The 25,546-nt window shown below is 58.0% G+C and carries 21 protein-coding genes and 1 pseudogene; 11 read left to right on the plus strand and 11 right to left on the minus strand.

Features of this window, described 5'->3' with window-relative positions; translation table 11 throughout:
• Positions 1–20: 20 nt before the first annotated feature.
• The 3 genes from gap (K3757_RS10445) to gap (K3757_RS10455) all read left to right on the plus strand — a co-directional run bounded on the left by gap (K3757_RS10445) (position 21) and on the right by gap (K3757_RS10455) (position 2,325).
• Positions 21–1,022 (plus strand): type I glyceraldehyde-3-phosphate dehydrogenase, encoded by a 1,002-nt coding sequence (gene gap, locus K3757_RS10445; RefSeq protein ID WP_259995386.1) that lies wholly within the window; start codon positions 21–23, stop codon positions 1,020–1,022.
• A 59-nt stretch (positions 1,023–1,081) separates the two neighbouring features.
• A complete protein-coding gene (locus K3757_RS10450) occupies positions 1,082–1,225 on the plus strand; it encodes a hypothetical protein (RefSeq protein WP_259995388.1) in 144 nt (47 codons plus the stop codon).
• 104 nt (positions 1,226–1,329) lie between these two features.
• Positions 1,330–2,325 carry a type I glyceraldehyde-3-phosphate dehydrogenase gene (gene gap, locus K3757_RS10455; protein WP_259995390.1) on the plus strand — a complete coding sequence of 332 codons (996 nt, stop codon included), beginning with the start codon at positions 1,330–1,332 and terminating at the stop codon, positions 2,323–2,325.
• Between the two features lie 3 nt (positions 2,326–2,328).
• Here gap (K3757_RS10455) and coaD read toward each other — a convergent pair whose 3' ends face one another.
• From coaD to K3757_RS10470, 3 genes are all read right to left on the minus strand, one after another.
• Positions 2,329–2,823, minus strand: a complete 495-nt coding sequence (coaD, locus tag K3757_RS10460; RefSeq protein ID WP_259995392.1) for a pantetheine-phosphate adenylyltransferase — start codon at positions 2,821–2,823, stop codon at positions 2,329–2,331.
• A 71-nt stretch (positions 2,824–2,894) separates the two neighbouring features.
• Positions 2,895–3,329: a CBS domain-containing protein gene (locus K3757_RS10465; RefSeq protein WP_259995394.1), complete on the minus strand. Its 435-nt coding sequence runs from the start codon at positions 3,327–3,329 to the stop codon at positions 2,895–2,897.
• Positions 3,330–3,392: 63 nt separating this feature from the next.
• On the minus strand, positions 3,393–4,286 hold the full coding sequence (locus K3757_RS10470) for a LysR family transcriptional regulator (protein WP_260001234.1): 894 nt from the start codon (positions 4,284–4,286) through the stop codon (positions 3,393–3,395).
• A 154-nt stretch (positions 4,287–4,440) separates the two neighbouring features.
• Between K3757_RS10470 and K3757_RS10475 the strand changes: the two genes are divergently transcribed.
• From K3757_RS10475 to K3757_RS10495, 6 genes and pseudogenes are all read left to right on the plus strand, one after another.
• Complete coding sequence (locus K3757_RS10475) at positions 4,441–5,940, plus strand: CoA-acylating methylmalonate-semialdehyde dehydrogenase (RefSeq protein ID WP_259995396.1); 1,500 nt, start codon at positions 4,441–4,443, stop codon at positions 5,938–5,940.
• A 178-nt stretch (positions 5,941–6,118) separates the two neighbouring features.
• Positions 6,119–7,261, plus strand: coding sequence for an acyl-CoA dehydrogenase family protein (locus tag K3757_RS10480; protein ID WP_259995398.1), 1,143 nt, complete (start codon positions 6,119–6,121; stop codon positions 7,259–7,261).
• A 12-nt stretch (positions 7,262–7,273) separates the two neighbouring features.
• Positions 7,274–8,239, plus strand: a pseudogene (locus K3757_RS19020) (enoyl-CoA hydratase/isomerase family protein); the annotation flags it as partial.
• A gap of 78 nt (positions 8,240–8,317) precedes the next feature.
• Positions 8,318–9,202, plus strand: a complete 885-nt coding sequence (gene mmsB / locus K3757_RS19025; protein WP_311201758.1) for a 3-hydroxyisobutyrate dehydrogenase — start codon at positions 8,318–8,320, stop codon at positions 9,200–9,202.
• A 71-nt stretch (positions 9,203–9,273) separates the two neighbouring features.
• Positions 9,274–10,611 (plus strand): MmgE/PrpD family protein, encoded by a 1,338-nt coding sequence (locus K3757_RS10490; protein WP_259995404.1) that lies wholly within the window; start codon positions 9,274–9,276, stop codon positions 10,609–10,611.
• A 121-nt stretch (positions 10,612–10,732) separates the two neighbouring features.
• On the plus strand, positions 10,733–11,095 hold the full coding sequence (locus K3757_RS10495; protein ID WP_259995405.1) for a hypothetical protein: 363 nt from the start codon (positions 10,733–10,735) through the stop codon (positions 11,093–11,095).
• 33 nt (positions 11,096–11,128) lie between these two features.
• Here K3757_RS10495 and uvrA read toward each other — a convergent pair whose 3' ends face one another.
• The 8 genes from uvrA to K3757_RS10535 all read right to left on the minus strand — a co-directional run bounded on the left by uvrA (position 11,129) and on the right by K3757_RS10535 (position 24,147).
• Entirely contained in the window at positions 11,129–14,002 is a 2,874-nt protein-coding gene (gene uvrA, locus K3757_RS10500; protein ID WP_259995407.1) for an excinuclease ABC subunit UvrA, read from the minus strand.
• Positions 14,003–14,083: 81 nt separating this feature from the next.
• A complete protein-coding gene (locus K3757_RS10505) occupies positions 14,084–15,238 on the minus strand; it encodes an MFS transporter (RefSeq protein WP_259995409.1) in 1,155 nt (384 codons plus the stop codon).
• A complete protein-coding gene (locus K3757_RS10510; protein WP_259995410.1) occupies positions 15,238–15,801 on the minus strand; it encodes a class I SAM-dependent methyltransferase in 564 nt (187 codons plus the stop codon). The genes K3757_RS10505 and K3757_RS10510 overlap by 1 nt, the downstream gene beginning before the upstream one ends.
• Positions 15,802–15,893: 92 nt before the next feature.
• Positions 15,894–17,288: a dihydrolipoyl dehydrogenase gene (gene lpdA / locus K3757_RS10515; RefSeq protein ID WP_259995411.1), complete on the minus strand. Its 1,395-nt coding sequence runs from the start codon at positions 17,286–17,288 to the stop codon at positions 15,894–15,896.
• Between the two features lie 169 nt (positions 17,289–17,457).
• Positions 17,458–18,042, minus strand: a complete 585-nt coding sequence (locus K3757_RS10520) for a DUF924 family protein (RefSeq protein WP_259995412.1) — start codon at positions 18,040–18,042, stop codon at positions 17,458–17,460.
• Between the two features lie 158 nt (positions 18,043–18,200).
• On the minus strand, positions 18,201–19,472 hold the full coding sequence (locus tag K3757_RS10525) for an MFS transporter (RefSeq protein WP_259995413.1): 1,272 nt from the start codon (positions 19,470–19,472) through the stop codon (positions 18,201–18,203).
• Between the two features lie 57 nt (positions 19,473–19,529).
• The gene (gene queA / locus K3757_RS10530; RefSeq protein ID WP_259995414.1) at positions 19,530–20,609 is read right to left on the minus strand and encodes a tRNA preQ1(34) S-adenosylmethionine ribosyltransferase-isomerase QueA; all 1,080 of its coding nucleotides are present in this window, start codon (positions 20,607–20,609) and stop codon (positions 19,530–19,532) included.
• Positions 20,610–20,619: 10 nt separating this feature from the next.
• Positions 20,620–24,147 (minus strand): DUF3971 domain-containing protein, encoded by a 3,528-nt coding sequence (locus tag K3757_RS10535; RefSeq protein WP_259995418.1) that lies wholly within the window; start codon positions 24,145–24,147, stop codon positions 20,620–20,622.
• Between K3757_RS10535 and K3757_RS10540 the strand changes: the two genes are divergently transcribed.
• Together K3757_RS10540 and K3757_RS10545 are read left to right on the plus strand one after the other, a co-directional pair.
• The gene (locus K3757_RS10540; RefSeq protein ID WP_259995419.1) at positions 24,146–24,607 is read left to right on the plus strand and encodes a peroxiredoxin; all 462 of its coding nucleotides are present in this window, start codon (positions 24,146–24,148) and stop codon (positions 24,605–24,607) included. The two genes, K3757_RS10535 and K3757_RS10540, sit on opposite strands and share 2 nt — an antisense overlap.
• Positions 24,604–25,413: a ferritin-like domain-containing protein gene (locus K3757_RS10545; RefSeq protein WP_259995420.1), complete on the plus strand. Its 810-nt coding sequence runs from the start codon at positions 24,604–24,606 to the stop codon at positions 25,411–25,413. Before K3757_RS10540 ends, K3757_RS10545 begins: the two co-directional genes overlap by 4 nt.
• Positions 25,414–25,546 lie beyond the last annotated feature (133 nt).

Genomic DNA, 25,546 nt, shown 5'->3' on the forward strand with positions numbered 1-25,546 from the left:
GATCACCCAAGGAGCCTTCCATGACCATCAAAGTAGGTATTAACGGTTTTGGCCGCATCGGCCGCTGTACCCTGTCCCACATCGCCCAATCTGCCCGCGAAGACATTCAGGTGATCAAGCTGAACGCCACTGGCCCGATCGAGACAGCAGCCCACCTGCTTAAATACGATTCAGTACATGGCCGCTTTGGCAACGAGATCACGATCGACGACGGCTACCTCAATCTGGGACAGAACGACATCGAAGTGATGTCGACCTACAACATGGAAGAGCTGGACTGGTCCGGCTGTGACGTGGTGCTGGAATGCACAGGCCAGTTCAACGACGGCAACAAGGCCCGCACCCACATCGAACAGGGTGCGAAGAAAGTACTGCTGTCAGCACCTGGCAAAAACGTGGACCGCACGATTGTCTTCGGTGTGAACGATGACCAGCTTCTGGCATCCGACACCATGATTTCTAACGGGTCTTGCACCACAAACTGCCTCGCGCCGCTGGCACGCGTGATGCATGATTCAGTCGGCATCGAAAGCGGCCTGATGACAACAATCCACAGCTATACAGGCGATCAGCCGACATTGGATCGCCGTCACAAAGACCTGTACCGCGCCCGCGCCGCCGCAATGGCGATCATCCCCACGTCAACTGGTGCCGCAAAAGCATTGGGCGAAGTCATGCCCGAACTTAAAGGCAAGCTTGACGGTACCGCGATGCGCGTCCCCACACCAAACGTCAGCGCCGTTGACCTGACCTTTACCGCATCCCGTGACGTAACGGTCGAAGAGATCAACCTTGCAGCCAAGAAAGCTGCCGAAGGCTATATGTCGCGCGTTTTTGCCTATGACCCAGAGCAGAAAGTCTCGATCGACTTTAACCACACCGAGCATAGCTCGATCTTTGCACCAGACCAGACCATCGTAGTGGCCGGCCGCACCGTTCGGGTCCTGTCATGGTATGATAACGAATGGGCGTTTTCCGTGCGTATGGCGGATGTTGCCGTTGCCATGGGCCAGCTTGGCTAGGACTTGCCGCACCACCTTGCCTGCCCTAAAAGGGGCAGGCAATTGAAAGGGCCAGTGCCATGACCAACAAGATCGCGTTTGTGCTGGGTTTTCTGATCGTGGGCGCCATTTTGGTAGACTATATCTACTACGGGACCGAACATTCTGTATTTCTTGGCAAAAAGCTTGCCGATTTAATAGAATGGCTGGCCTTCTGGCGCTAGATCCCCCTCCCTGATCACTTCTATGACACTGCTTTCAGCTTCGGCTTGACGTTCACGTCCAACTGAATATGTTAGCGCAAACATGCTTTCAAACGGGTGGAATTATGACAATCAAACTTGGCATCAACGGATTTGGCCGCATTGGCCGGAACGTGTTGCGCGCGCTTGTCGAAAGTGGTCGCGACGATATCGAAGTGGTGGCGATCAACGATCTGGCTCCGCTTGAGACCAACGTGCATCTATTTGAATACGACAGCGTGCACGGCCGCTTTGGCCACGATGTCACATGGGGTGACGGTGTGATGGACATTGGCCGTGGACCGATCCGGGTCACGGCCGAACGGGCGCCAGAGGATTTGCCATGGCAGGACGTGGATATCGCGCTGGAATGCACCGGTGTTTTTCGCAGCGTTGAAGCTGCCGGGCGACACCTGAAAAACGGCTCAAAGAAGGTACTGATCTCTGCCCCCGGTAAAGGCGATCTGAAAACCATCGTTTACGGGGTCAACCACGACATCCTGACCGCTGGTGACACGGTGGTGTCCAACGCATCATGTACAACGAACTGCCTTGCTCCGCTGGCCCATGCGCTGCACGGCGCATTCGGGCTGAAACGGGGGTATATGACCACTGTTCACAGCTACACGGGTGACCAGCCCGTGCATGATACCGCGCACAGTGATCTCTACCGTGGCCGCGCAGCTGCGATGTCGATGATTCCCACCACAACCGGCGCCGCAGAAGCCGTAGGTCTTGTGCTCCCAGAGCTTGCCGGCCGCATCTCGGGCACCGCCATCCGGGTGCCAACACCCAATGTATCCTGTGTCGATCTGGTTGTGGAGCTGGACAAAGACGCGACACCGGACGAGATCAACAGCGCCCTTAGCACCGCCGCAGAAGGCATGAACGGTGTGATGGGCGTGACCAGCAGAAAGCTGGTCTCGATTGACTTCAACCATGACGCACGCAGCAGCATCATTGCGCTGGACCAGACAGCGGTTCAGCAGGGCAATATGGCGCGCGTTCTGGCGTGGTATGACAATGAATGGGGTTTTTCCAACCGCATGCTTGATACCGCGACAATCATGTCGCGCGCCTGACGCCTATTTGGCGAAGCGCGCTTTTAGCTCGGCATTGACGCGGGGCGTGACAAACTTGCTCACGTCCCCGTCAAGACGGGCAATCTCTTTGACCAGCTTGCTCGCAATCGCCTGGTGCTGGGCCTCGGCCATCAAAAAGACGGTTTCAATCTCTTTGTTCAACTGCCGGTTCATCCCAACCATCTGATATTCATATTCGAAATCAGCCACAGCCCGCAATCCACGGATGATAATACCTGCACCCACGTCTTGCGCACAGTCGATCAGCAGATTTTCGAAGGGATGGACGACGATCTCGACTCCGGTTTCCTTGGCGAGCGCCGCACATTCTTCCTCGATCAGTGCCACCCGTTCTTCCAGCGTGAACAGCGGCCCCTTGTCGCGGTTGATGGCAACACCGATCACCAACTTATCGACCAATGTGGCCGCACGGCGGATAATATCAATGTGCCCCAATGTGATGGGATCGAATGTGCCGGGATATAGGCCAACGCGCATGGGCGGCGCTCCTTGGATCAGTGAGTTACAGTCCCCAAGCAAACACGCGCGGCCAGCAGATGCAAGGGCGGCTAATGTCCTCTGATCATCCCTTCAAGCGCGTCTTTTTCCATTGCCAGCTCCATCAGGCGCGCCTTTACCACATCGCCCAAAGAAATCAGCCCGATCAGCGCACCGTCTTCCAGAACCGGCATGTGGCGGAATCGCCCCTCGGTCATTTTCTCAAGCACGACATCGGCCTGCATATCGCGGGTACAGGTGATCAATTTCGTCGTCATGACCGAGCTCACCGGTTCTGCCATACACGCCCCACCGGCGCTGCCCAAACGACGCACAATATCCCGCTCCGAAACGATTCCGTCTGGCGTGCGGTCATCACGCGTGATGATCAGCGTCCCGATCCGCCGCTCTGACAGGACACGTGCAGCCTGTTCGATCGTGATTGAGGGCAAAGCCGTCACCACACTGTCATCCGCCTTGGATTTCAGGATTTGAGACACCAACATAGATCGTCCTCCCATGGTCGCGTGTTGAAGTCCCTGTATCGTCGCGCGGCGATGGACGATCTGTCAAGGGTGCAGGTCTGTCTCGCTCAGTGTTTCGAGGCGCGCCACCTCGGCGCGAAGCCCCGCCGTCATCAGGCTGGCAAAACGTGCAAGCCGCTCATTTCGCGCATCATCTGCGTGCCGGATAAGATAAAAGGCCCGTTTGAGGCTGACCGCATCGGTCAAAATCCGCTGGACCCCCGGCGCGAAAGGCAGGCTGAAATCATGAACCACGCCCACGCCCGCGCCCTGCCGCACCATATTCACCTGAACCGAGACAGAATTGGACGCCAGAGCAACCCGCCCTGCCCCCAGATCAGCCAGATAGTCCAATTCGCGGTCAAAGATCATGTCGGGAATGTAGCCGACCATGCGATGATCCTTCAGGGAGGCCAGATCGTTTATTGGACCATGCGTTGCCAGATACTCCTGCGAGGCCGCAAGATGCAGGCGATATTGGGTGACTTGCCGCACAACCAGCCGCCCCGCAGTCGGCGCGCTGACACCGATCGCCATGTCGGCCTCGCGCCGGGTCAGGTTGAAAACCCGCGGCAATGCAACGATCTGGATGTCCAGGCCGGGATTATCCCGCCCGATGGCGGCACAGATCTGTGGCAACAAAAAATTCGCGCAGCCGTCTGGCGCTCCCAACCGGATCTGGCCAGTTAGCGTATCACTCTGTGCGATCGCCCCCACGGCCACGCCGCGCATGGCCCGCTCTACCACGGCTGCCCGCTCCAGAAATTGCGACCCTGCTTCAGTCAGCGCATATCCTTGTGGCGACTTTACGAACAAGGCCACCTGCAACGTCTTCTCAAGCCGCGCCATCCGGCGCCCCAGTGTGGCAGGGTCCAACCGAAGCACTTTGCCCGCTGCCGACAGGCTTTGTTCCCGTGCCACGGCAAGAAACAGCCGCATGTCATCCCAGTTCTGCACCGCGTGTCCCTTTCATTCAACGCCTTGCAGGGAACCGCATGGATACCGACAAAAATGCAAGACAATTTTGAAAACTTACCTCTACCCCTGATCTTTTTGCAAGACTACACTGCGGGAAACCCAACAGGAGATCCCCATGCAAGAGCTCACTCACTATATCAACGGCGCCCATGTCAAAGGCACATCAGGTCGCTTTGCAGATGTTATGAACCCGGCAACGGGCGAAGTGCAGGCGAAATGCCCGCTGGCCAGCAAGGAAGAGCTGGAACAGGCCGTGGCTTTTGCCGCCGCAGCACAGCCCAAATGGGCCGCAACCAACCCGCAGCGCCGCGCACGCGTGCTGATGAAGCTGGTCGATCTGCTGAACCGCGATATGGACAAACTGGCCGAAGCACTGAGCCGCGAGCACGGCAAGACCCTGCCAGATGCCGCCGGCGACGTGCAGCGTGGCCTTGAGGTTGTGGAATACTGTATTGCCGCGCCGCAAATGCTGAAGGGTGAGTTCACCGATTCCGCTGGCCCCGGCATTGATATGTACTCTATGCGTCAGGCGCTGGGTGTGACAGCGGGTATCACGCCGTTCAACTTTCCTGCGATGATCCCGATGTGGATGTTCGCCCCTGCGATTGCTTGCGGCAACGCGTTTATCTTGAAGCCGTCCGAGCGTGATCCGTCTGTGCCGCTCATGCTGGCCGAACTGGCCGAAGAAGCAGGCCTGCCAAAGGGCATCCTGCAGGTCGTCAACGGCGATAAAGAAGCTGTGGACGCGATCCTGTATAACGATGTGATCCAGTCGGTGGGCTTTGTCGGCTCTACCCCGATTGCTGAATACATCTATGGCACGGGCTGTGCGCAGGGCAAACGCGTCCAGTGTTTCGGTGGCGCGAAGAACCACATGATCATCATGCCAGACGCGGACATGGATCAGGCTGCTGATGCGCTGATCGGCGCAGGCTACGGCGCTGCGGGCGAACGCTGCATGGCGATCTCTGTTGCTGTGCCTGTTGGCGATGAAACCGCTGACCGCCTGATTGAAAAGCTGGTGCCACGCATCGAAAAGCTGAAAGTCGGGCCATATACCTCTGGCAAGGATGTGGACTACGGCCCTGTTGTGACAGCGGCTGCCAAGGCCAACATCGAACGTCTGGTTCAGACCGGCATCGATCAAGGTGCCGAGCTGGTCGTCGATGGCCGTGATTTCAAACTTCAGGGTTACGAAGAAGGCTTTTTCGTCGGTCCTCACCTCTTTGACCGCGCGACAAAAGACATGGACATCTACAAGCAGGAAATCTTTGGCCCTGTGCTGACATGTGTGCGTGCGCAAACCTATGAAGAGGCTGTCGGCCTCGCCATGGATCACGAATACGGCAACGGCACCGCGATCTTTACCCGTGACGGCGATGCGGCGCGCGATTTTGCGAACCGGATCAACGTCGGCATGGTTGGCATCAACGTGCCGATCCCTGTACCGCTGGCCTATCACACCTTTGGCGGCTGGAAGAAATCCGTCTTTGGTGACCTGAACCAGCACGGGCCGGACGCGTTCAAGTTCTACACGCGGACCAAAACCGTGACCGCGCGCTGGCCCTCGGGCATCAAAGAAGGCGGCGAGTTCTCCATTCCGGTTATGGAATAAGACAGCCTTTATGACCTACCCTTCCCTACACGCGGATGAGAGGTTATAGACAAGACCAACGGGAGTGGGCGGCGCGACATCTGCGCCGCCCGTCTCGCAGCACGAGGAGAAAGGCTGCGTTGACAAACTCCTGAAAGATTTGGGCCTTACCCACGTCTCAAAACATCGGGAGAACGACATGGATTTTGCACTCAGCGAAGAACAGAACGCCATTTTTGATATGGCCTATGCCTTTGGGCAGGAGCATATCGCACCTCATGCACAGGCTTGGGAAAAGGCAGAAACCATCCCCAAAGAATTGTGGCCGCAGATCGCGGAACTGGGGTTTGGCGGGCTTTATGTCTCTGAAGAAGGCGGCGGCGCTGGTCTTTCGCGGCTGGATGCAACGCTGGTGTTCGAAGCCTTGTCGATGGCTTGCCCTTCGGTTGCTGCGTTTCTGTCGATCCACAACATGTGCGCAAAGATGCTTGATAGCTTCGCCTCTGATGAGATGAAGGCGCGGATCATGGACGATATCCTGTCGATGAAGACCGTGCTGAGCTATTGTCTGACAGAACCCGGATCAGGATCGGACGCCGCCGCTTTGCGGACCCGCGCAGAACGCACCAACGAGGGCTACACATTGAACGGGACCAAAGCGTTCATTTCGGGCGGCGGATATTCAGACGCCTATGTGTGCATGGTTCGTACCGCAGATGACGGTGCCGCGGGTGTCTCGACGGTCTATGTCGAAGATGGCACTGCAGGTCTCAGCTTTGGTGGATTAGAGGATAAAATGGGCTGGCGCAGCCAACCCACCGCGCAGGTTCAGTTTGACAATTGCAACATTCCCGCCGCAAATCTGGTGGGCGAAGAAGGCAAAGGTTTCAAATATGCGATGATGGGGCTGGACGGCGGCCGTTTGAACATCGCTGCCTGTTCACTTGGCGCTGCGCAGACCGCGCTGACGAAAACGCTTGAGTATATGGGCGAGCGGAAAGCCTTCGGCAAACCGATTGACCAGTTTCAAGGCCTACAATTCCGCCTCGCGGATATGGAGATCGAACTGCAAGCGGCGCGTATCTTCCTGCGTCAAGCTGCATGGAAGCTGGACAATGGCGCCCCCGACGCGACCAAATTCTGCGCCATGGCCAAAAAGTTTGTGACCGAAGCTGGCAGCCGCGTTGTGGATCAATGCCTGCAACTGCATGGCGGCTATGGCTATCTGGCTGATTACGGCATTGAAAAACTGGTCCGTGATCTGCGGGTTCACCAGATCCTTGAAGGCACGAATGAGATCATGCGCGTGATCGTTTCCCGCGATATGCTGAAAAACCGCTAAGGAGCCATTGGCATGAGCGATATTGATATCCGCGTAACGGGGCGTGCGGGGCGCATTACCCTGACCCGCCCCCAGGCATTGAATGCCATGACATATCAGATGTGTCTGGCAATTGAGGACGCACTGGATCGCTGGCAGGCGGATGATGCCGTTGCGCTTGTGCTGATTGATGCCGAAGGGGATCGCGCCTTTTGTTCGGGCGGCGATATCGCCGAGCTTTATGCCACTGGTACGCGCGGTGATTTTGCCTATGGCCAGAAGTTCTGGGCCGATGAATACCGGCTGAACAACAAGATTTTCAACTACCCGAAACCCGTCGTTTCGCTGTTGCAAGGCTTCACCATGGGCGGCGGCGTTGGCATCGGCTGTCACGGGTCGCACCGCATCGTGGGTGAGACAAGCCAGATCGCTATGCCCGAGGTTGGTATCGGCCTGGTACCGGATGTCGGCGGCTCTTTGATGCTGGCGCTGGCCCCTGGAAGGCTTGGCGAATACTTGGGCATCACAGCGTCCCGGATGGGTGCCAGCGATGCAATATATGCTGGATTTGCAGATACTTACGTTCCAGAACTAAAGTGGCCAGAGCTGACCGCCGAACTGGAGAAATCCGGAGACCCCAGCTGCATCGCGTCCCATGCCGACACACCACCCGAAGGCATGTTGCACGCTCAATCAGAGCAGATCACCGCACTGTTCGCAGGTGAGGCGCTGGGGGATATCAAACGCACGCTAGAGGCAGATGGCGGTGAGTTCGCGTCGGCAGCGCTGAAAATGATGGGGCGCAATTCACCTCTGTCGATGGCCTGCACTGTGGAGATGATCCACCGGCTGCGTGGTCCGTCGCTTACGATGGAAAAAGCGCTGGACCTTGAATACCGATTTACCGCGCGGGCGATGGAGCACGGCGATTTCCTTGAGGGAATCCGCGCGGCGATCATCGACAAAGACCGCCAACCGAAATGGCAATATGCGCAAGGCGATGTGCCTGCGATTGCGGTCTCTAAGATGTTGGCGCCTTTGGGAAAAAATGCACTTACCTTCACACGGGAGACTGACATGAGCAGCTTTAACATCGGATTTATCGGCCTGGGGAACATGGGGGCGCCGATGGCGGCCAATCTGGCTGCGGCGGGGCACACCGTAACGGGCTTTGACACAGCAGGCACGACGGCCACTGGTGTCGCGGTGGCCCAAACAGCCGAAGCCGCCTGTGACGGCGCAGATTTTGTCATAACCATGCTGCCAAACGGTGCGATCCTGCGTTCGGTTGCTGCCAACATCCTTCCCGCCATGAAAACGGGTGCCACGCTGATCGATTGTTCCACTGTCGATGTAGAAAGCGCACGGGATGTCGGCGCGTTGGCGGCTGACGCGGGTATCGGTTTCGTTGATGCGCCCGTGTCGGGTGGCGTCGGCGGCGCGGCTGGCGGCACGTTGACCTTTATGGCAGGTGGCACCGACGATGCCTTTGCGGCGGCGTCCGACCTGTTTGATATCATGGGCCAAAAGGCCGTTCACTGCGGCGAAGCAGGCGCAGGCCAAGCGGCCAAGATTTGCAACAACATGATCCTTGGCGCCACGATGGTCGCCACCTGCGAAGCCTTCGCGCTTGCGGATAAGCTTGGCCTTGATCGCCAAAAGATGTTCGATGTCGTCAGCACGTCCTCCGGATCAAGCTGGTCGATGAACACCTATTGCCCTGCGCCCGGCGTTGGCCCGAAAACCCCAGCGGATAATGACTACACCCCCGGATTTGCGGCGGAGTTGATGCTCAAGGACCTTGGGTTGAGCCAGCAAGCGGCCGAAGCGGTGAACGCAGATACCCCGATGGGCGCGCTTGCACAGGCGCTCTACGCGCAATTTGTCGAGGAAGAAGGCGGCCGCGGCAAGGATTTCTCGGCGATGCTGCCCCGTTTCGAGGCGCGCGGACGAAACAGCTGATGTCGCATTCGGGCATTTTCGACGTTCGGTAAGCCTTAGGCTGGTCCCTGTACCAGCCTAAGGATCTTATCATGCCCCTGCCTTTTGAGACGTTCGCTGCCACGCTGCGCTATGAGCAGCTGCCCGAGGCGCTTCTCTGGACCCTCAGGCGGTCTTTCACCGATACCATGGGCACAGCAGCGGTCGCATCGACAACGCATATGGCGGATGTGGCCCGACGCAGTGCTTCGGCGCTGTTCGGGGCCGGTAATGCAGGTGCGGCGCGTATTCTGCTGCACGGCGGTTCCGTCAGCCCTGTGGGCGCTGCGATGGCGGGCGCATTCACCATAGATGCGATCGACGCGCATGACACCACGTCACCGTGCAAGGGACATGCGGGGTCTGCCGTGTTCCCTGCCCTGTTGGCGCTGGCCGACACGCTGGACCGTCCGGTGACGGGTGCTGAATTCGCAATCTGGCTCTCCATCGCCTATGAGGTGAGCTACCGCGCTGGACTGGCACAACACGCTACCTGCCCTGATTACCACACCTCGGGGTCCTGGACGTCGACGGGTATCGCAACCGCGATCGCGCGGGCCTTGGACCTGACAGAGACACAGATCAGACATGCGGCCGGTATTGGAGAGTTTCACGGCCCCCGCAGTCAGATGATGCGCTGCATCGACCACCCCACCATGCTGCGTGACGGCGTCGGTTGGGGCGCGCCTTCTGGATTGACGGCGGCCTATATGGCACGCGAAGGATTCACCGGCGCTCCCGCGCTTACATGCGAAGAAGCGCCCGCGTTCTGGAAAGATCTGGGCGCTGCGTGGCGCACAGTCGAGGACACCAGCTATAAGCCTTACCCGTGTTGCCGTTGGGCTCACCCGTCCATTGATGCTGCCGCAGACCTGATGGCCACCCACAGCCTGACGCACACCGATATTGCAGGTGTTGAGATCCGCACGTTCCACAACGCAACGCGCCTTGCGGGACACAGCCCCCAGACTTTGGACGAATTCAGCTATTCTATCGCCTTTCCGGTCGCCTGCATGATTGTGCGTGGCCAGATCGGCGTGCCCGAGCTTGCCGCTGAAGCGTTGAACGACCCGGACATTCTTCGGGTCAGCAGGGCCACGACCCTGATTGACGATGATCACTACACCAAGATTTCTGTCGGCAAACGCTGGGCCGAAGTTACATTGCGCACCACAGACGGACGCGCCTTTACATCAGAGCCCCGCACCCCGCGCGGCGACACAGACCAGCCGCTCAGCGACGCCGAGATTTCGGAGAAGTTTCACCGCTTTTCCGACCCTGTTCTGGGGCGTGCAAAAGCAGATGAGATCGAAGAGCTATCGGGCCGGTTTGACGTGCTGGACGCGGACCAGTTTCGCCGCCTTTTGGACCTGTGCCTAAGCGCGCCGTGATAACGCGGACAGGCTGTGTCCGGCGCCCAATGGCTATCACACTTGTGTGTAGGCAGCGGAAAAGGCGGAACAATGGGGCCAACCGGTCGTTTGCCTTGTAACAATAGAAAGGAAACGCACCATGCGTATCGTTCATGTCATCACCGCAGCAAGCATTGGCTTCGGGTCTGCCACAGCCGCATTTGCCGCCTCATCCCATGGGTCTGCAAGCTATTACACCGGCCAATCCGCTGAGTTTACACAAATCGTCTCTGGTGCTGCAAAACCCGTTCAGGTTTCCGAGCGTCACCACAAATACAAACAACACCAAAAGAAATATCGCGCGGAGCGCAAAGACAGAGAGCCCCGCGAGAACCGTGAAGCCCGACGCGAGCGGCAGCACGGTTACGATCACAGCCGCCTTGGTCGTGATCGTGGCGACAGCGATCTGGACAAAGCGCTCAGCATATTAGGCGCTGCGGCGATTATCTCCAACCTAAACTAACTTCTATAAAATTTCAGTCGAAACCGGTGGCCGCTATTCAGCGGCCACTTTTGTTTTCTTCTGCAACATCGGCTTGAGGTATTGACCTGTGTAGCTTTCCGGCACTTCAGCAACCTGTTCTGGCGTGCCAGTGGCCACAACTTTGCCGCCGCCATCACCACCCTCGGGTCCTATATCAATGATGTGGTCAGCGGTTTTCACCACATCTAGATTATGCTCGATCACGATGACCGAGTTCCCCTGATCGACCAATTCATGAAGAACTTCCAACAACTTACGCACATCTTCGAAATGCAGACCTGTGGTCGGCTCATCCAGAATATATAGCGTTCGTCCGGTGGACCGCTTGCTTAGTTCCTTGGACAGCTTAACGCGCTGCGCCTCGCCGCCCGACAGGGTCGTCGCCTGCTGACCCACCTTGATATAGCCAAGCCCCACACGCATCAGCGCATCCATCTTTTCACGGATCGACGGCACCGCAGTAAAGAAAGTTTGTGCATCCTCGACGGTCATATCCAGCACGTCGGCGATACTTTTGCCTTTGAACTTCACTTCCAGCGTTTCACGGTTGTAGCGTTTGCCTTTGCAGGTCTCACACTCGACATAGACATCCGGCAAAAAGTGCATCTCGATCTTGATGACGCCGTCGCCCTGACAGGCCTCACAGCGCCCACCCTTGACGTTAAAGCTGAAGCGGCCCGGCTTGTAGCCGCGCGCTTTGGCTTCGGGCAGGCCCGCAAACCAGTCACGGATGGGCGTGAAAGCACCTGTATAGGTGGCAGGGTTCGACCGCGGCGTGCGCCCGATGGGGCGTTGGTCAATGTCGATGACCTTGTCCAGATGCTCCAGCCCTTTGATGGTCTCGCAGGGGGCGGGCGTTTGCCGTGCCCCGTTCAGGTTCATCGACGCCGTTTTAAACAGCGTCTCAATCGTCAGCGTCGATTTGCCCCCACCGGATACGCCGGTGACACAGACGAACTTTGCCAGCGGAAAATCGACCGTAATGTCATGCAGGTTGTTGCCGCTGGCTTTGACGACCTTGATCTTTTTCTTGTTACCCTTACGCCGCTTGTCGGGCACTTCGATTGACCGCGCACCAGTCAGGTATTGCCCCGTCACCGAGTTCGGATCGTTAGCGACCTGATCGGGCGTGCCGTGGCTGACGACCTGTCCACCGTGCACACCCGCACCCGGCCCGATGTCGAAGACATAGTCGGCTTCGCGGATCGCTTCTTCGTCATGCTCCACCACGATCACGGTATTACCCTGATCGCGCAGGTTCTTGAGAGTCAGCAGAAGGCGGTCATTGTCGCGCTGGTGCAAACCGATAGAGGGCTCGTCCAGCACATACAGAACACCCGTCAGGCCAGAACCGATCTGGCTGGCCAAACGGATGCGCTGGCTTTCACCGCCACTTAACGTACCGCTTGAACGTGCAAGTGTAAGATATTCTAATCCAACGTTATTTAGAAATCCGAGACGTTCCCGAATTTCCTTCAAGATAGCTTTGGCGATCTCATTTTTCTGCGGGCTGAGGGCGTCTGGTACGCTGCTGCACCAATCAAACGCTTCGCGGATGGACATCTGCACAACCTGCCCCGCGTGTAACAGATGGTCAGGCGTCCCAATCTTAACGGCCAACGCTTCGGGGCGCAGACGATACCCTTCGCAGGTGCCACACGGGCGGTTGTTCTGGTAACGCTCAAACTCTTCGCGAATCCAGTTGCTGTCGGTCTCGCGGTAGCGGCGCTCCATGTTGGGGATCACGCCCTCAAAGACACGGCTGACCTCGTACACGCGCCCGCCTTCATCATAGCGGAATTTGATCTCTTCTTTTCCAGAGCCGTAAAGGAATACTTTCTGTATTTTCGGGTCCAGATCTTTCCATTTGGCATTCTGGCTGAAGCCATAGTGCTTCGCTATCGCCTCGATCGTTTGCTTGAAGTACGGGCTTTTGCCCTTGCGCCACGGAGCCAACGCGCCGTCATAGATTTTCAATGTCTGGTCCGGCACGACCAGACGTTCGTCAAAGAACAGCTCCTTGCCCAAACCATCGCAAGACGGGCACGCCCCGAAGGGTGCGTTAAACGAAAACAGGCGCGGCTCAATCTCCGGGATGGTGAAACCACTGACAGGACAGGCGAATTTCTCGGAGAAAGTGAAGCGTTCCGGCTCCCCCTCGCTTGGGGCTGTTTCAAGGATGGCGATACCGTCGGCAAGGTCCAGCGCAGTGCGCAGACTGTCTGCCAGCCGCGTCTCTAGCCCTTCGCGCACCACGATACGGTCCACGACCACATCAATGTCATGGCGGAACTTTTTATCCAGCGTGGGCGGCTCGTCCAACTCATAGAACTCGTTGTTGACCTTAACGCGCTGGAAGCCGCTTTTGCGCAGCTCAAGGAATTCTTTGCGGTACTCGCCCTTGCGATCACGGATGATAGGGGCCAGCAGATAGGCGCGGGTTCCCTCCTCCATCGTCATGATCCGGTCAACCATATCCTGCACCTGCTGTGCCTCAATCGGTTTTCCGGTTGCAGGGCTATAGGGCGTACCAACACGCGCAAAGAGCAGCCGCATATAGTCGTAAATCTCAGTCACTGTGCCAACGGTGGAGCGCGGGTTCTTCGAGGTCGTCTTCTGCTCGATCGAGATGGCAGGACTAAGACCCGAGATGTGATCCACATCGGGTTTCTGCATCATATCAAGGAATTGCCGCGCATAGGCGCTTAAGCTTTCGACATAGCGGCGCTGGCCTTCGGCATAGATCGTATCGAACGCAAGGCTCGATTTACCTGACCCCGACAGGCCCGTGATCACCACCAACTGATCGCGCGGGATATCCACGTCGATGTTTTTGAGATTGTGCTCGCGCGCGCCGCGCACTTCGATGTTCTTCAACTCGGCCATTCAGACACCCCCAACGTTCCTAAGCGATATAGGCGGGGTTGTGAGATTCTCCAATGGATAAGTGCGAACAAATCGTAAACATCAAGTCTTTCTGCGTACCGCAGCAAAGCAGATGTGCAAGATCAACCCACCAGCGAAGGCTGCACCGGCCAAGATTGGCAGGCTGAGGTATCCCCATGCGGACAGCGCCAGCGCCATCACAGGTGTGCCAAGCGTGTTCCCGAGGTTCCCCATTTGCGCCATCGCCCCGTTGGCCTGCGTCTGCGCGACTGCTGTGTCATTCAGCTGCGGAACAGCGGCAAAGCTGGCCCCTTGAATAAGCCCCATCGCACCGGCCAGCGCCAGACAGGCCAAGGGCAATGCGGGTACCGCCCACAGCCACATCATGCACAGCATCGACAGGCCGAAGCCGAGTGTCACAACCAGTACAGCGGACATGTAGCGCAGCATTATAACCCCAAGGGTCATTGAAACAGCGATGCTCACCAAGGGCATGCTGCCCATAACTGCAGTGCGCACCGCGGGGTCCAGATAGGGCGGCAATACCGTCAGGATCGAGACAAAGCAAAACGTGTAGAAAAGCCAGCCCAGTCCCGGTGCGGAAATGCGCGAGGATGCATAGATCGCGCGGTGTGTCGCCAGAATGCTGCTAAGCGAGAATGTCGGTATCTCTCCCTCTTGCGGCAGGGTCCGTAAGCGCGGGCTAAGATAGATCGCAAAGCCTGCCATGTACAAAGCATGCATCGCAAAAAGCGCAGGTATCCCCGCTGTGATCGCAAGGGGCCGCCCGCCCCACGCCATCACGGCAAAAGCTACCCCGAAGAACGTGCCCCAAAGCGACAGGGCCAAGCCGCGCTGCGCATTTGTGGCGATCTGCGCAATCAGCGTGGGGGCGGCAACCACAATGGCCAGATGGGAGATCCCTTCGATCAACCGCAGGGCCAGCATGGCAGGCAACGGCGGCAACAGCGCCTGCCCCAGCGACACCAGCGCGCCCAACCACAAAGCGCCCAGCAATGCGCGGCGGTAGCGCACCCGCGCCACCAGCATTGCCGCCACCACCCCCAGCACAATGCCAATCCCGCCAACGACGGACACAAGCCACCCGAGCGCGACACCGCCATCCGGATAAACGTCGCCCAGCAAATCATAAATCACGGAAATCTTGGCGTATTGCATGGCCGCGCCCAGCCCCGCGCCCCAAAGCGCCAGCATCAATGGCCATGACCCACGCATCAGCTACGCTCGGCCATTGCCCAGGCGCAGATCGGCATCATTGGATCGTCTTCGATGTCATCTTCGCCCTCGATGTATTCTGGCGGCCAGTTTTCTTCGAGATTCCGTTTGGCGACATGGCGGTTGCCCCACTGAAACGACTGGACCAAATGGTCTTCAAACCCGCATTCGATCAGGAAGTTTTTCAGGCCACGCGCGGACCAGCGCGAATTATCCATCGGGGCCGCATGGAAGGGCACGTAGAAGGGTACAGCCACCCAGAATTTTCCACCCTTTTTCAGCATCTGTCGCACGTGGCGCGTCGCTATGTAGGGGCGGTCCAGATGCTCCCACACCTGATTTGCCAGGATCAGGTCAAACTTGCGCGGCTTGCCGGTTTCAGGGTCCAGATAAGGACCCGCGCAGATATCATATTCCGGATAGCGGAACTGCTCATACTTTTTAAAATCAAACTGTTGGCCATAATTGCCGGAGATTTCAGCCACCTGCAGACGGTGCGGCTTGAGTTCTTGTATCATCCGGCGGGACGCGGGCCCCATGACAACGCGATTGAGACTAACCATGAGAGGTTTATGTCAGCGCGTCTGGATGTGGTCCAGCGCAAAGGGCGGCGCCTGCGGGCAAATGCAGCAGCACCGCCCGCAGCAAAAGCGCGCTACATGTGGATGACGCGACCGTAGGCGTCCAGCACGGATTCATGCATCATTTCCGACAGGGTCGGATGCGGGAAGACTGTGTTCATCAGGTCTTCTTCCGTGGTTTCCAACTGGCGGCCCACGACATAGCCCTGGATCAGTTCGGTGACTTCGGCACCCACCATATGCGCGCCCAAAAGCTCACCTGTTTTGGCGTCAAAGACCGTTTTGATCATCCCGCTTTCTTCGCCCAATGCGATGGCCTTGCCATTGCCGATAAAAGGGAAGCGACCGACTTTGATCTCATAGCCAAGCTCTTTGGCCTTCGCCTCCGTATAGCCGACGGAAGCCACCTGAGGATGGCAATAGGTACAGCCTGCGATGCTTTCGGGCTTGACCGGATGGGCATGAAGCCCTGCCATCAGTTCCGCAACCATAACTCCTTCGTGAGATGCCTTATGGGCCAGCCATGGTGCACCGGCGATGTCACCGATGGCATAAAGACCGTCAACACCTGTGCGGCAGTACTCATCCGTGACGACATGGGTGCGATCAATCTTAACGCCAAGCTCTTCCAGACCAAGGTTCTCAACGTTGCCCACGATACCAACAGCGCTGATCACCGTGTCGAATTCTTGTTTCTCAACCTTTCCGCCGACTTCGATGTGGGCGGTGACTTTATCCTTGGCGCGATCAAGCTTTTTGACCATCGCCTTTTGCATGATCTTCATGCCCTGTTTTTCGAACGCCTTCTTCGCAAAGGCAGAAATTTCTTCATCCTCGACAGGCAACACACGGTCCATGACTTCGACGACAGTCGTGTCGGCACCTAGTGTATTATAGAAGCTGGCGAATTCGATACCGATGGCGCCGGACCCGATGACCAGCAGCTTTTTCGGCATGTGGGGTGGTTGTAGCGCGTGGCGATATGTCCAAACCATCTTACCATCTGCTTCAAGGCCCGGCAGTTCGCGCGCCCGCGCCCCGGTGGCCAGAACGATGTTCTTGGCGGTCAGGTTTTCGGTCCCCTTGTCGGTCTTGACGGTAACCTTGCCCTTGGCAGGCAACGTCGCTTCGCCCATGACCACGTTGATCTTGTTCTTTTTCATCAGGTGACCAATGCCGCCCGAAAGCTGGCCAGCGACCTTGCGCGAGCGTTTGACCACGGCATCCAGATCATACCCGATCCCGTCGGCCTTAAGCCCGAATTCCTTTGCGCGATGCATCAGATGGAACACTTCGGAAGATCGCAGCAGCGCCTTGGTCGGGATACAGCCCCAGTTCAGGCAAATACCGCCGAGATTTTCCCGTTCGACGATACAGACCTTCATCCCCAGCTGTGCGCCGCGAATGGCGGCAACATAACCGCCCGGCCCTGCGCCGATCACGACAAGATCATAGGATGAATCGGCCATTGTGCACCTCATATACGGCTGGAATAATATAGTTTACCGCTAAACTATATCATCTTATCCAGCAATGGCGAGGGGGGAATGGCAGGGATGCGCAGGACGCAGGCCCTTAGCAATCAACCAAGCGGCGAAAACAAAAAGAGGGCCATGTGGCCCTCCGATCGGTGTGATGCTATGCCGCCACTTTTGCCTGTAGCTGTCGCAGCGTGTAGCCATAGCCGCCCTTATCCGCATAAACGGTTTCGCTGCGGGTATTGGCGCGGGACAATGCATCGTTGCGGTAAGGAAAGCGGCCGAATTCGCGGATAACTTCGCGGTGGGCCTGAGCATGCAAAATGTTGTCTTCGCCGGCATTCGGCATACGCTCTACCAGCAACCGGACGCAGCGGTCCTGATCGCACAGGTTCTCAGAATGCATAAGCGGCAGATAGAAAAACTGGCGTGCAGGGGCGTCGATCTTTGTGTCCCACTCCTTGCAAATGGCACGTTTGGCCACCGCAAGAGCAATGGGATCAAGCGCAAAGGCAGTCCCCTCACCGCGGAACATATTGCGCGAGAACTGGTCAGTGAGGATGAGATAGGCCAGCGCGCCAGACGGATACGTGAGCCAGAGGCTTAGCCCACCATCGCGCGCCACTTCCCAAGTAGACATGAAACGGTTGCGGATTTCTGCATCCAGCGCATCGTCAACAGCGTACCAGCCTTTCGGGCCAACTTCATCAAGCCAGAATTCCAGTACTTCTTCAGGACCAACCATCGCTGCATACCTCCTTGCACGCCGGTTAATGACATATGCAGTAAAAGGCATTTGACCAAATTTTCAAACACACGATTTGCAACAAAACGGTTACGTTTAGCGCAATCATCCTTTTAATCAGCGACAAAGTTTCCGATGGGCGGCGAAAAACTGCCTGATTAGTCAGCGTTTTTTGTCGATTCATCGTCTTCCAGCTCCGTTTCGATCGCATATTCCTGCGCGATTTCAAGCGCAACAGCCGTGGCCGTTGGCGCCATTGGAACGTAAGATCCGGTATCTTCCCAAGCAGGTGCCGCACGTACGGTGGCACGGTAGGAAGCATAAACAATCATCGCTGCGAACAGGACTGCGGTGAACAGATAAAAGCCTGCAGGCCCCAATGATGTCCCCATCATCCAACCCGTGATCATCGGTCCCAAAATCGCGCCAAGTCCGTTGATGAACAACAACCCGCCAGAAGCAGCGGCCATATCGTCATGCTCAAGAAAGTCGTTGGTGTGCGCAATCAGCAGCGAATAAAGCGGGTTCGCCATCCCGCCGATGACAAATGCGGATACCAGCAGCAGCGGAAACACATGCCCGTACATCATGCCCATGATCGACCCTGCCCCGCCGACAATTGACACCGCGATGATCAGATAGCGGCGATCCATCCGGTCCGACACCCAGCCGATTGGATACTGCAAAACCACCGCGCCAATAAAGAACGTCGCCACGAACGTCGAGATCTGCGCCACGCTGAGCCCCGCTTCGGCGCCGTAAACCGCCGACATGCCGAACTGCGCGGAGAAAATACCGCCCAGAATAAACATGCCCACACAGCCCAACGGCGAGAATCCCATCAGCGCCCTCAGGCTCATCGGCTTGGTCCGGTCGAACGCGGGTGTCGGGCTGATAGAAAGCAAAATCGGCGTAACGGCGAGGCTCACCAGCACCGACGGGATCACGAACAGAACAAACCCGCTTGGATCGGCAGTCAGCAGCAAGGCCTGCGCCGCGACAATGCCCAATGTCTGCACGATCATATAGAGTGACAGCGCCTGCCCGCGGTTGGAATTGTCAGCCGCGTTGTTCAGCCAGCTTTCAGCCGTCACGTAAACAGCAGAAAAGCAAAAACCGATCAGCACACGTCCGGCGGTCCATACTGCAACATTCGGGAATGTCGGGTAAAGAATCATCACCGCAGAGATCGCCGAGGCAAGAGCAGCAAACACCCGCACGTGACCCACACGCTGGATCATCCGTGGCGCAAGGCGCGAACCGCCAAGGAATCCGACAAAATACGCCGACATAACGATAGACATCTTGAACGTGTCAAAGCCCTCAAGCTCACCACGAATACCCAGCAACGTGCCCTGCATGCCGTTGCCCAGCATCAAAAGGAACATGCCAAATAGGAGCGCCCATGCGCTGGAGAGGACCTGTATCATTCGCGTTTCCTTTGTCTACCAGACACCCCTAACGGCGCATCTCGTACCATGTCGGGATTAAATACGACCGGATTCGTCGCTTTTGCGAGCCGGTATCAGGAGAGATGCATCTCCGTAAGAGAAGAAACGATAGTTTTCATTAATTGCGTGTGAATAAATTGTGCGAATTGCCTCTTGTCCCATCAGGGCAGAGACCAGCATCATCAGTGTTGAACGCGGCAAGTGGAAATTCGTCATCAGCGCGTCAGCCACGTTGAACCGGAAACCCGGAGTGATGAAGATGTCTGTATCACCTTCCCACGGCTGGATTGCACCACCCTGCCCCGCAGTTTCAATCAGACGAAGTGCAGTTGTACCGACCGGAATAACCCGCCCGCCATCAGCTTTGGTTTGTGCGATCTCGGCTGCCGCCTCGGCGCTGACCTGCCCCCATTCGGCATGCATCTTATGTTCGGATATGTCGTCTACTTTAACCGGCAGGAAGGTGCCTGCACCAACGTGCAAGGTGACGTAGGTGAATTCGACACCCATCTTGCGCAAAGTCGCCAGAAGCTGCGTATCGAAATGCAATGACGCCGTGGGCGCGGCCACTGCGCCGGAGTTCTTTGCCCAGACGGTTTGGTAATCCGTCTTGTCCTGTGCGTCAGCGGCGCGTTTAGCTGCGATATAGGGGGGCAGCGGCATGGCACCGGCCGCGTTGAGCGCGGCGTCAAAATCATCACCCGTGAGGTTGAACCGCAGATACGCCAGCCCTTCGGTGATTTCCTCCAGCGTCGCGCGCAGATCATCCGAAAAGACGATCTCTTCGCCCATGCGCAATTTCTTGAGCGGTTTGACAAGCGCCGACCAGACACCCGCATCTGCCTGCGGTTCCAGCAGCGTCGCTTCGATTTTGGCGGCTACCGGGCCTTGGGTGCTGTCGCGATGGCGTAGACCAGAAAGGCGCGCAGGAATCACACGCGTGTCATTCAGAACCAGCCGGTCGCCCGCGCGCAACCAGTGCACCAGATCATGGACTTGGGCGTCGTGGATATCGTCGCCCTGCGCCACCAGCAGCCGCGCGGATGATCGCGGCGTGGCGGGACGCACGGCAATCAGCTCATCGGGGAGATCAAAATCAAAATCGCTCAGTTTCATGTTGCTGCCTCTAGCGGCCTTCGTAGGTGCGTTCAACGGGCGTTTTGGGTTCGGCGTCTTTCTGCGGTTCCGGCGCGCCTTCGACAGAGGGCAACTCTGTCTGAGGTGCGCGCAGGATGTTGCGCAAGCCCCCCGGTGCCAGTACCGACAGCGGGTTAACAGAAACCTTGGGCGATTTGGCCGATCCGCTGAGCGTGTAGTTAAAGCCAAGCAAGCCTTCGCCCTTGCGCGTCAACAGCGATCCAATGCCGTTGAGAAGATACACAGGCGTAATCACACCCTGCATCGAAATCTGCCCCGTATCCGTGGCAAAGACGCCGTCCGCCGATAGGCCCAATGACGCACCAACCGCACTTCCGCGGCTCAGGGTGATACGTCCGGGGGTCATTCGAAACTCTGCCTCGACCTCCTCGAAATAGATGCCGTCGCCGTTCATTTCATTGACCAGCCCCACCACCGATATTGCGTTGACCAACGCGGCCATTGCCGGTGCGTCCTTGATGGAGACGCCGTTCACCTTGAGGCTGCCATCAAACGCGCCACCGCTGCCGACAGGTAACAAGGAAAGCTCCATATTGCCGCCCACGGCCTGCTTCAACACACCGGCAGATCGCAGAACGCCACCAGCATCCCCACTGCTCAGGCGCACAGCCGTGCGACCGTTTTGCGGAACAATTCGGCCACTTACGCCAGTACCGCCATTGACGCGCGCCTCGAACGGGCCATCAAGACCGCCCGTGGTCTTGAACGTTCCGGCAAGCCCCTGCAGCCACATGGTATCCGTGATCTGCAATCTATCGAGCACCACTCGCATGGGTGGCGCAGCCCCACCAGAGGCACCACCACCGCCGCTGCTGCCTGACCCGAATTTCGCCGTGCGCATATCAAGTGAACCACCGCGTACCACAACCTGCGGTGTCCTGCCTGCCCCTTGCCCAACCAAGGCAGCACGGACATTCAGCCAGTTCCCCACACGCAGATTATCAAGTTCCAGAACTTCTAACCCGCCGCTTTTCGCCAAAGAGATATTGCCCTTGGCGGACAGGCCTGCGCCGCTGAGTTCCATCGCGATCACGGCGGGATTGGCGCCAAGGCGGATGCGCATGTCCAGCCCCCCCGCAGTGCCGCTGCCCTTGCGCCAGCCCAGTTGCGGGATCTGGAGAGTGGCGCCGCGCAGATCAGACCGCAGGCTCATGCGTGGCGACTGGCCGCGCTCAAAATCAATACCAATGTCGGCCCGCGCAGCCCCTGAAAGCGTGCCGGGCGGCAGGGCAATATTGAACGCAGACAGCGCCTGTGGTGTGATCTGCGCGCTGCCGCGCAACGTGCTTTTTGACGATCCTGCGCCAATTGGCTGCTGCCAGCGCCCGTCAAATGCGACACCGTCCAGCGTGCCTTTTCCCTCGATCCTGATGCTGTCGCTGCTGGCCGTCAGGGCCATCCGGTCGGATTTGAGCGTGCGACCTTTGATCAATCGGCTGCTGCTGAGGTTCAGCAAATCGCCAGTTATGTCGAATTTCACGTTCTTTGCACCGCTGCCCTTTTTCAATGGAAAGGATAGTGTCCCCGTGGCCACAACGTCCCCGCTGGCAAGATCAACCGGCAGGCCGGTGCGCTGCATGACCGTCATCGGCGGTTGGTCCAGTGTCCAGAGCGCGGCAGTCACCGGGCCCCTCGCATTCAGACGCACCACTGCCGGCGCGCCGCCTTTCACAGTGGTGTCAGGAATGATGAATGACGACCGCTCCAGCCTCAGTGTCCCGCCGGTTTCGGCCTCCATTTCCCCATCATCAAGAGAGACGACAAACCGCGTGCCATCCAGACTTGCATGTCCGCGCGCCCCGGTGATCGGCGGCAAATTCTTGAGAAACCGCACAGAAGCATTTTCGTAGTCAAATGCCATATAAGTGCGCGGCCGCTGACCAGGCTCAATCCGCAGCGCAAAGTCGGCATTCTTGAGCTGCGCTTCAATCAGGTTTTGCGTAAGCCAGTTACGTGTCTTGGTTTTCAGCGGTTCAGGCCAAAGGGCGAGAATTCGGGCCGGATCGATCTGGTCTGCGCGGGCATCCATTGCCACGCGCCAGCCATCCGGTTCTGCTGTGAGCGTGCCAAAGGCATGCCGCGTCTCACCCTGATCAAACAGATCAAGCCTGCCGATATCCAGTTGGAAGGGCGCTGTCTGCAGCCGGAAATCAAGCTCGGCCCCCTCCAGCTCAACCGGTTCCGGGTAAAGCCCCATCGGGTTGGCGCGCACGTGCGTCATGCTGAACTGCCCGACCATCGCCTCCAGCGCGCCTTCGCGTAGGCCGGTCATGGTTGCAGTGCCTTCGGCGCGCGCGGTCACCCACTTACTGCTGACCGACAGCTCGTCGAATTGCAGCAATCCAAGAGCGGAGTCATACGAAAAATAGCTGCGTGCGGCCTCGAACGGGATGGGCAATGTGCCGTCGTTGGGCTGCACAACGCCTGCACCTATTTGCAGCGTCGCATTCAGGGGCGCCAATGTTCCGTCTGTCCGAACACCGGACCGGACAGCCCCTGATATCGGGGCACGCAAGGCCCCCATCCACGCGAAAGCCGGACTTTGAGTGGCGAAATCGGCCGCTGAGGCGCCATCAATACGCACGCCAAACTGCGCTTCGGGCGCGCCAATCGGGCTGGTATAATTAGCCGACAGCGTGGTTATGCCGGATTCCCCGCCCAGCAGGGCCAGATCGGCATTTACAACCAACGCCCCCTCTTTGCGCTGAGCAATGAGCCGCCCACCATCAAGAGTGAAGGCACGTTCAGCGCGGCGGTCCACGTATTGCAGGGTTAGCCCGCGAATTTCGGCGTTCTCAAGTGCGGCCAGCCCGGGTTGTTGGAGCAGCGCGTCGATCTGCGCCACGACTGCGCCAAGGCTTTGCGTCCGCTCGGTGCCACGTCTGGTGCCCAGCACAGTCTGGAGCGCGAGACTGCCATCCTCTTCACGCACTACGGTCATGAAAACCCCGCGCAAGGCGACTTCGGCAGGCTGCACCCTGCCGCTGCGCAACGCCGACATGGACAGGCGCACACGTGCTTCGGAAAACTGCACCAATTCGTCACCGTCGGGCGTGCGCACGGCCACATCGCGCAAACGGACGCGAGGCCGCCAGCCTTCCTCCATCAACAGGCGCAACTCTCCGAACGAGATTTTTACCTGCGGGAATTCCTCTTCGAGACGCTGCTCGATCCGGCTCTCGACCCATGCGGGCATCACCACCGGACGGTCGTAGAAAAAGTAGACAAGCCCCACAGCAAGAACGATCAGCAAGACCAACATGGACCACAGAGCGTTGAAAAACCCCAATAACAGCAAGAACCAACCGCGCTTACGGCGGGCCGGTTCTGCACGTGGAGGTGGTGGCGGGGCGGTTTCGGCCATCAGGTTCCGGTCACTGGCAAAGAAGGCTACAGATTGCGCGGTTCGGGTTGGACTTTTCCGCCGCAACGCTACTATGACAGACGCGCGCGTCGCCTCCAAGGCCACGCCCCCCATTGACCGGAGTTTTGACATGCCAGATGTATCCCAGCCTGCCCCCGATTTCACCCTGCCCGTCACTGGCGGCGGGGATGTGACCCTGAGCGCACTCAAGGGCGCGCCGGTTGTGCTGTTCTTCTATCCGCGCGATGACACCCCCGGCTGCACCAAGGAAAGCATCGGCTTTTCCGAGCACCTGGAAGCGTTTACCGCCGCAGGTGCGCAGGTATTTGGCCTGTCGCGTGACACCATGGCCAAGCATGACAAATTCGCCGCCAAGCACGGTCTCAGCGTTCCGTTGCTGTCAGACGTTGAGGGCAAGGTGACCGAAGACTACGGCGTTTGGGTTGAGAAAAACATGTATGGCAAGACCTCAATGGGAATTGAGCGCGCGACCTATCTAATTGATGCAGAAGGTAACATTGCAAAGATTTGGCGTAAGGTAAAAGTGCCCGGCCATGTCGAAGAGGTGCTGGAGGCAGTTCGCGCGCTATGATGCCGCTTGCTCAAATGGCGGAGGCCGTGCTGCGCACTGCCGACGGCCGCGAAAAGACCGCCCTGTCCCATAGCTTTGCCGCGCAATGGCGTGCCGCACGCGCGGACGGCGCTTTACCGGAAATCGGCAGCGCAAATCCGCCGCTTCATCCTGCGCGCCCCGCCCGGCCCGAACTGCTCAGCCCGCGAGATGTCCCGCGCCGCCGTCCGGGCACACCCGAAGGACGGATCGCCCTGATGCACGCTGTCGCCCATATCGAGCTTAATGCCGTTGACCTGCACTGGGACATCATTGCGCGGTTCACAGATGTAAAAATGCCCATTGGCTATTACGATGACTGGGTAAAGGCCGCTGACGAAGAATCAAAACATTTCAACCTGATGTGTGATTGCCTTGAAGCGGCAGGCAGCTTTTACGGTGCCCTTCCAGCCCATGCTGGCATGTGGCGTGCGGCCGAAGATACCGTGGATGATTTCATGGGCCGCCTTGCGGTCGTACCCATGGTGCTTGAGGCGCGTGGGCTGGATGTGACACCCGGCATGATCAAAATCTTCAAGCAGGCCAAAGAGGATCAGGCAGTTGCCGCTTTGGAAACGATCTACGCCGAAGAAGTGCATCATGTGGCCTACGGGTCCAAGTGGTTCCATTTCCTGTGCGGCCGCCATGACATCGACCCGACCCAAAAATTTCACGCCCTCGTTCGGCAATATTTTCACGGCCAACTGAAGCCGCCGTTCAATGAAGAAAAGCGGGCCGAAGCAGGAATTCCACCTGATTTTTACTGGCCTTTGGCTGAAAGTAGTTAAGCTGCGCAGGACAAGCCGCTGAAATAGGCGGATTTCTGCCCATATGACGTAGAAACTGGCGACTCTACGTCACGAACGGCCACAAGGGTTGCCCGATGCTCCCGTGAAAGTTATTGCACTTTTGTTAACAGAT

Source organism: Sulfitobacter sp. S223 (assembly GCF_025143825.1).
GTDB lineage: Bacteria > Pseudomonadota > Alphaproteobacteria > Rhodobacterales > Rhodobacteraceae > Sulfitobacter.

Excerpts from the sequence above, each read along its gene's own strand:
- K3757_RS10480 (WP_259995398.1), top strand. The coding sequence starts at position 6,119 with ATGGATTTTGCACTCAGCGAAGAACAGAACGCCATTTTTGATATGGCC.
- K3757_RS10510 (WP_259995410.1), bottom strand. The coding sequence starts at position 15,801 with ATGGTTAGTCTCAATCGCGTTGTCATGGGGCCCGCGTCCCGCCGGATG.
- mmsB (WP_311201758.1), top strand. The coding sequence starts at position 8,318 with ATGAGCAGCTTTAACATCGGATTTATCGGCCTGGGGAACATGGGGGCG.
- K3757_RS10525 (WP_259995413.1), bottom strand. The coding sequence starts at position 19,472 with ATGATACAGGTCCTCTCCAGCGCATGGGCGCTCCTATTTGGCATGTTC.
- K3757_RS10465 (WP_259995394.1), bottom strand. The coding sequence starts at position 3,329 with ATGTTGGTGTCTCAAATCCTGAAATCCAAGGCGGATGACAGTGTGGTG.
- K3757_RS10490 (WP_259995404.1), top strand. The coding sequence starts at position 9,274 with ATGCCCCTGCCTTTTGAGACGTTCGCTGCCACGCTGCGCTATGAGCAG.
- K3757_RS10470 (WP_260001234.1), bottom strand. The coding sequence starts at position 4,286 with ATGCGGCTGTTTCTTGCCGTGGCACGGGAACAAAGCCTGTCGGCAGCG.
- K3757_RS10505 (WP_259995409.1), bottom strand. The coding sequence starts at position 15,238 with ATGCGTGGGTCATGGCCATTGATGCTGGCGCTTTGGGGCGCGGGGCTG.
- gap (WP_259995390.1), top strand. The coding sequence starts at position 1,330 with ATGACAATCAAACTTGGCATCAACGGATTTGGCCGCATTGGCCGGAAC.
- K3757_RS10535 (WP_259995418.1), bottom strand. The coding sequence starts at position 24,147 with ATGTCAAAACTCCGGTCAATGGGGGGCGTGGCCTTGGAGGCGACGCGC.
- K3757_RS10495 (WP_259995405.1), top strand. The coding sequence starts at position 10,733 with ATGCGTATCGTTCATGTCATCACCGCAGCAAGCATTGGCTTCGGGTCT.
- lpdA (WP_259995411.1), bottom strand. The coding sequence starts at position 17,288 with ATGGCCGATTCATCCTATGATCTTGTCGTGATCGGCGCAGGGCCGGGC.
- K3757_RS10545 (WP_259995420.1), top strand. The coding sequence starts at position 24,604 with ATGATGCCGCTTGCTCAAATGGCGGAGGCCGTGCTGCGCACTGCCGAC.
- uvrA (WP_259995407.1), bottom strand. The coding sequence starts at position 14,002 with ATGGCCGAGTTGAAGAACATCGAAGTGCGCGGCGCGCGCGAGCACAAT.
- K3757_RS10540 (WP_259995419.1), top strand. The coding sequence starts at position 24,146 with ATGCCAGATGTATCCCAGCCTGCCCCCGATTTCACCCTGCCCGTCACT.
- gap (WP_259995386.1), top strand. The coding sequence starts at position 21 with ATGACCATCAAAGTAGGTATTAACGGTTTTGGCCGCATCGGCCGCTGT.
- coaD (WP_259995392.1), bottom strand. The coding sequence starts at position 2,823 with ATGCGCGTTGGCCTATATCCCGGCACATTCGATCCCATCACATTGGGG.
- K3757_RS10475 (WP_259995396.1), top strand. The coding sequence starts at position 4,441 with ATGCAAGAGCTCACTCACTATATCAACGGCGCCCATGTCAAAGGCACA.
- K3757_RS10520 (WP_259995412.1), bottom strand. The coding sequence starts at position 18,042 with ATGGTTGGTCCTGAAGAAGTACTGGAATTCTGGCTTGATGAAGTTGGC.
- K3757_RS10450 (WP_259995388.1), top strand. The coding sequence starts at position 1,082 with ATGACCAACAAGATCGCGTTTGTGCTGGGTTTTCTGATCGTGGGCGCC.
- queA (WP_259995414.1), bottom strand. The coding sequence starts at position 20,609 with ATGAAACTGAGCGATTTTGATTTTGATCTCCCCGATGAGCTGATTGCC.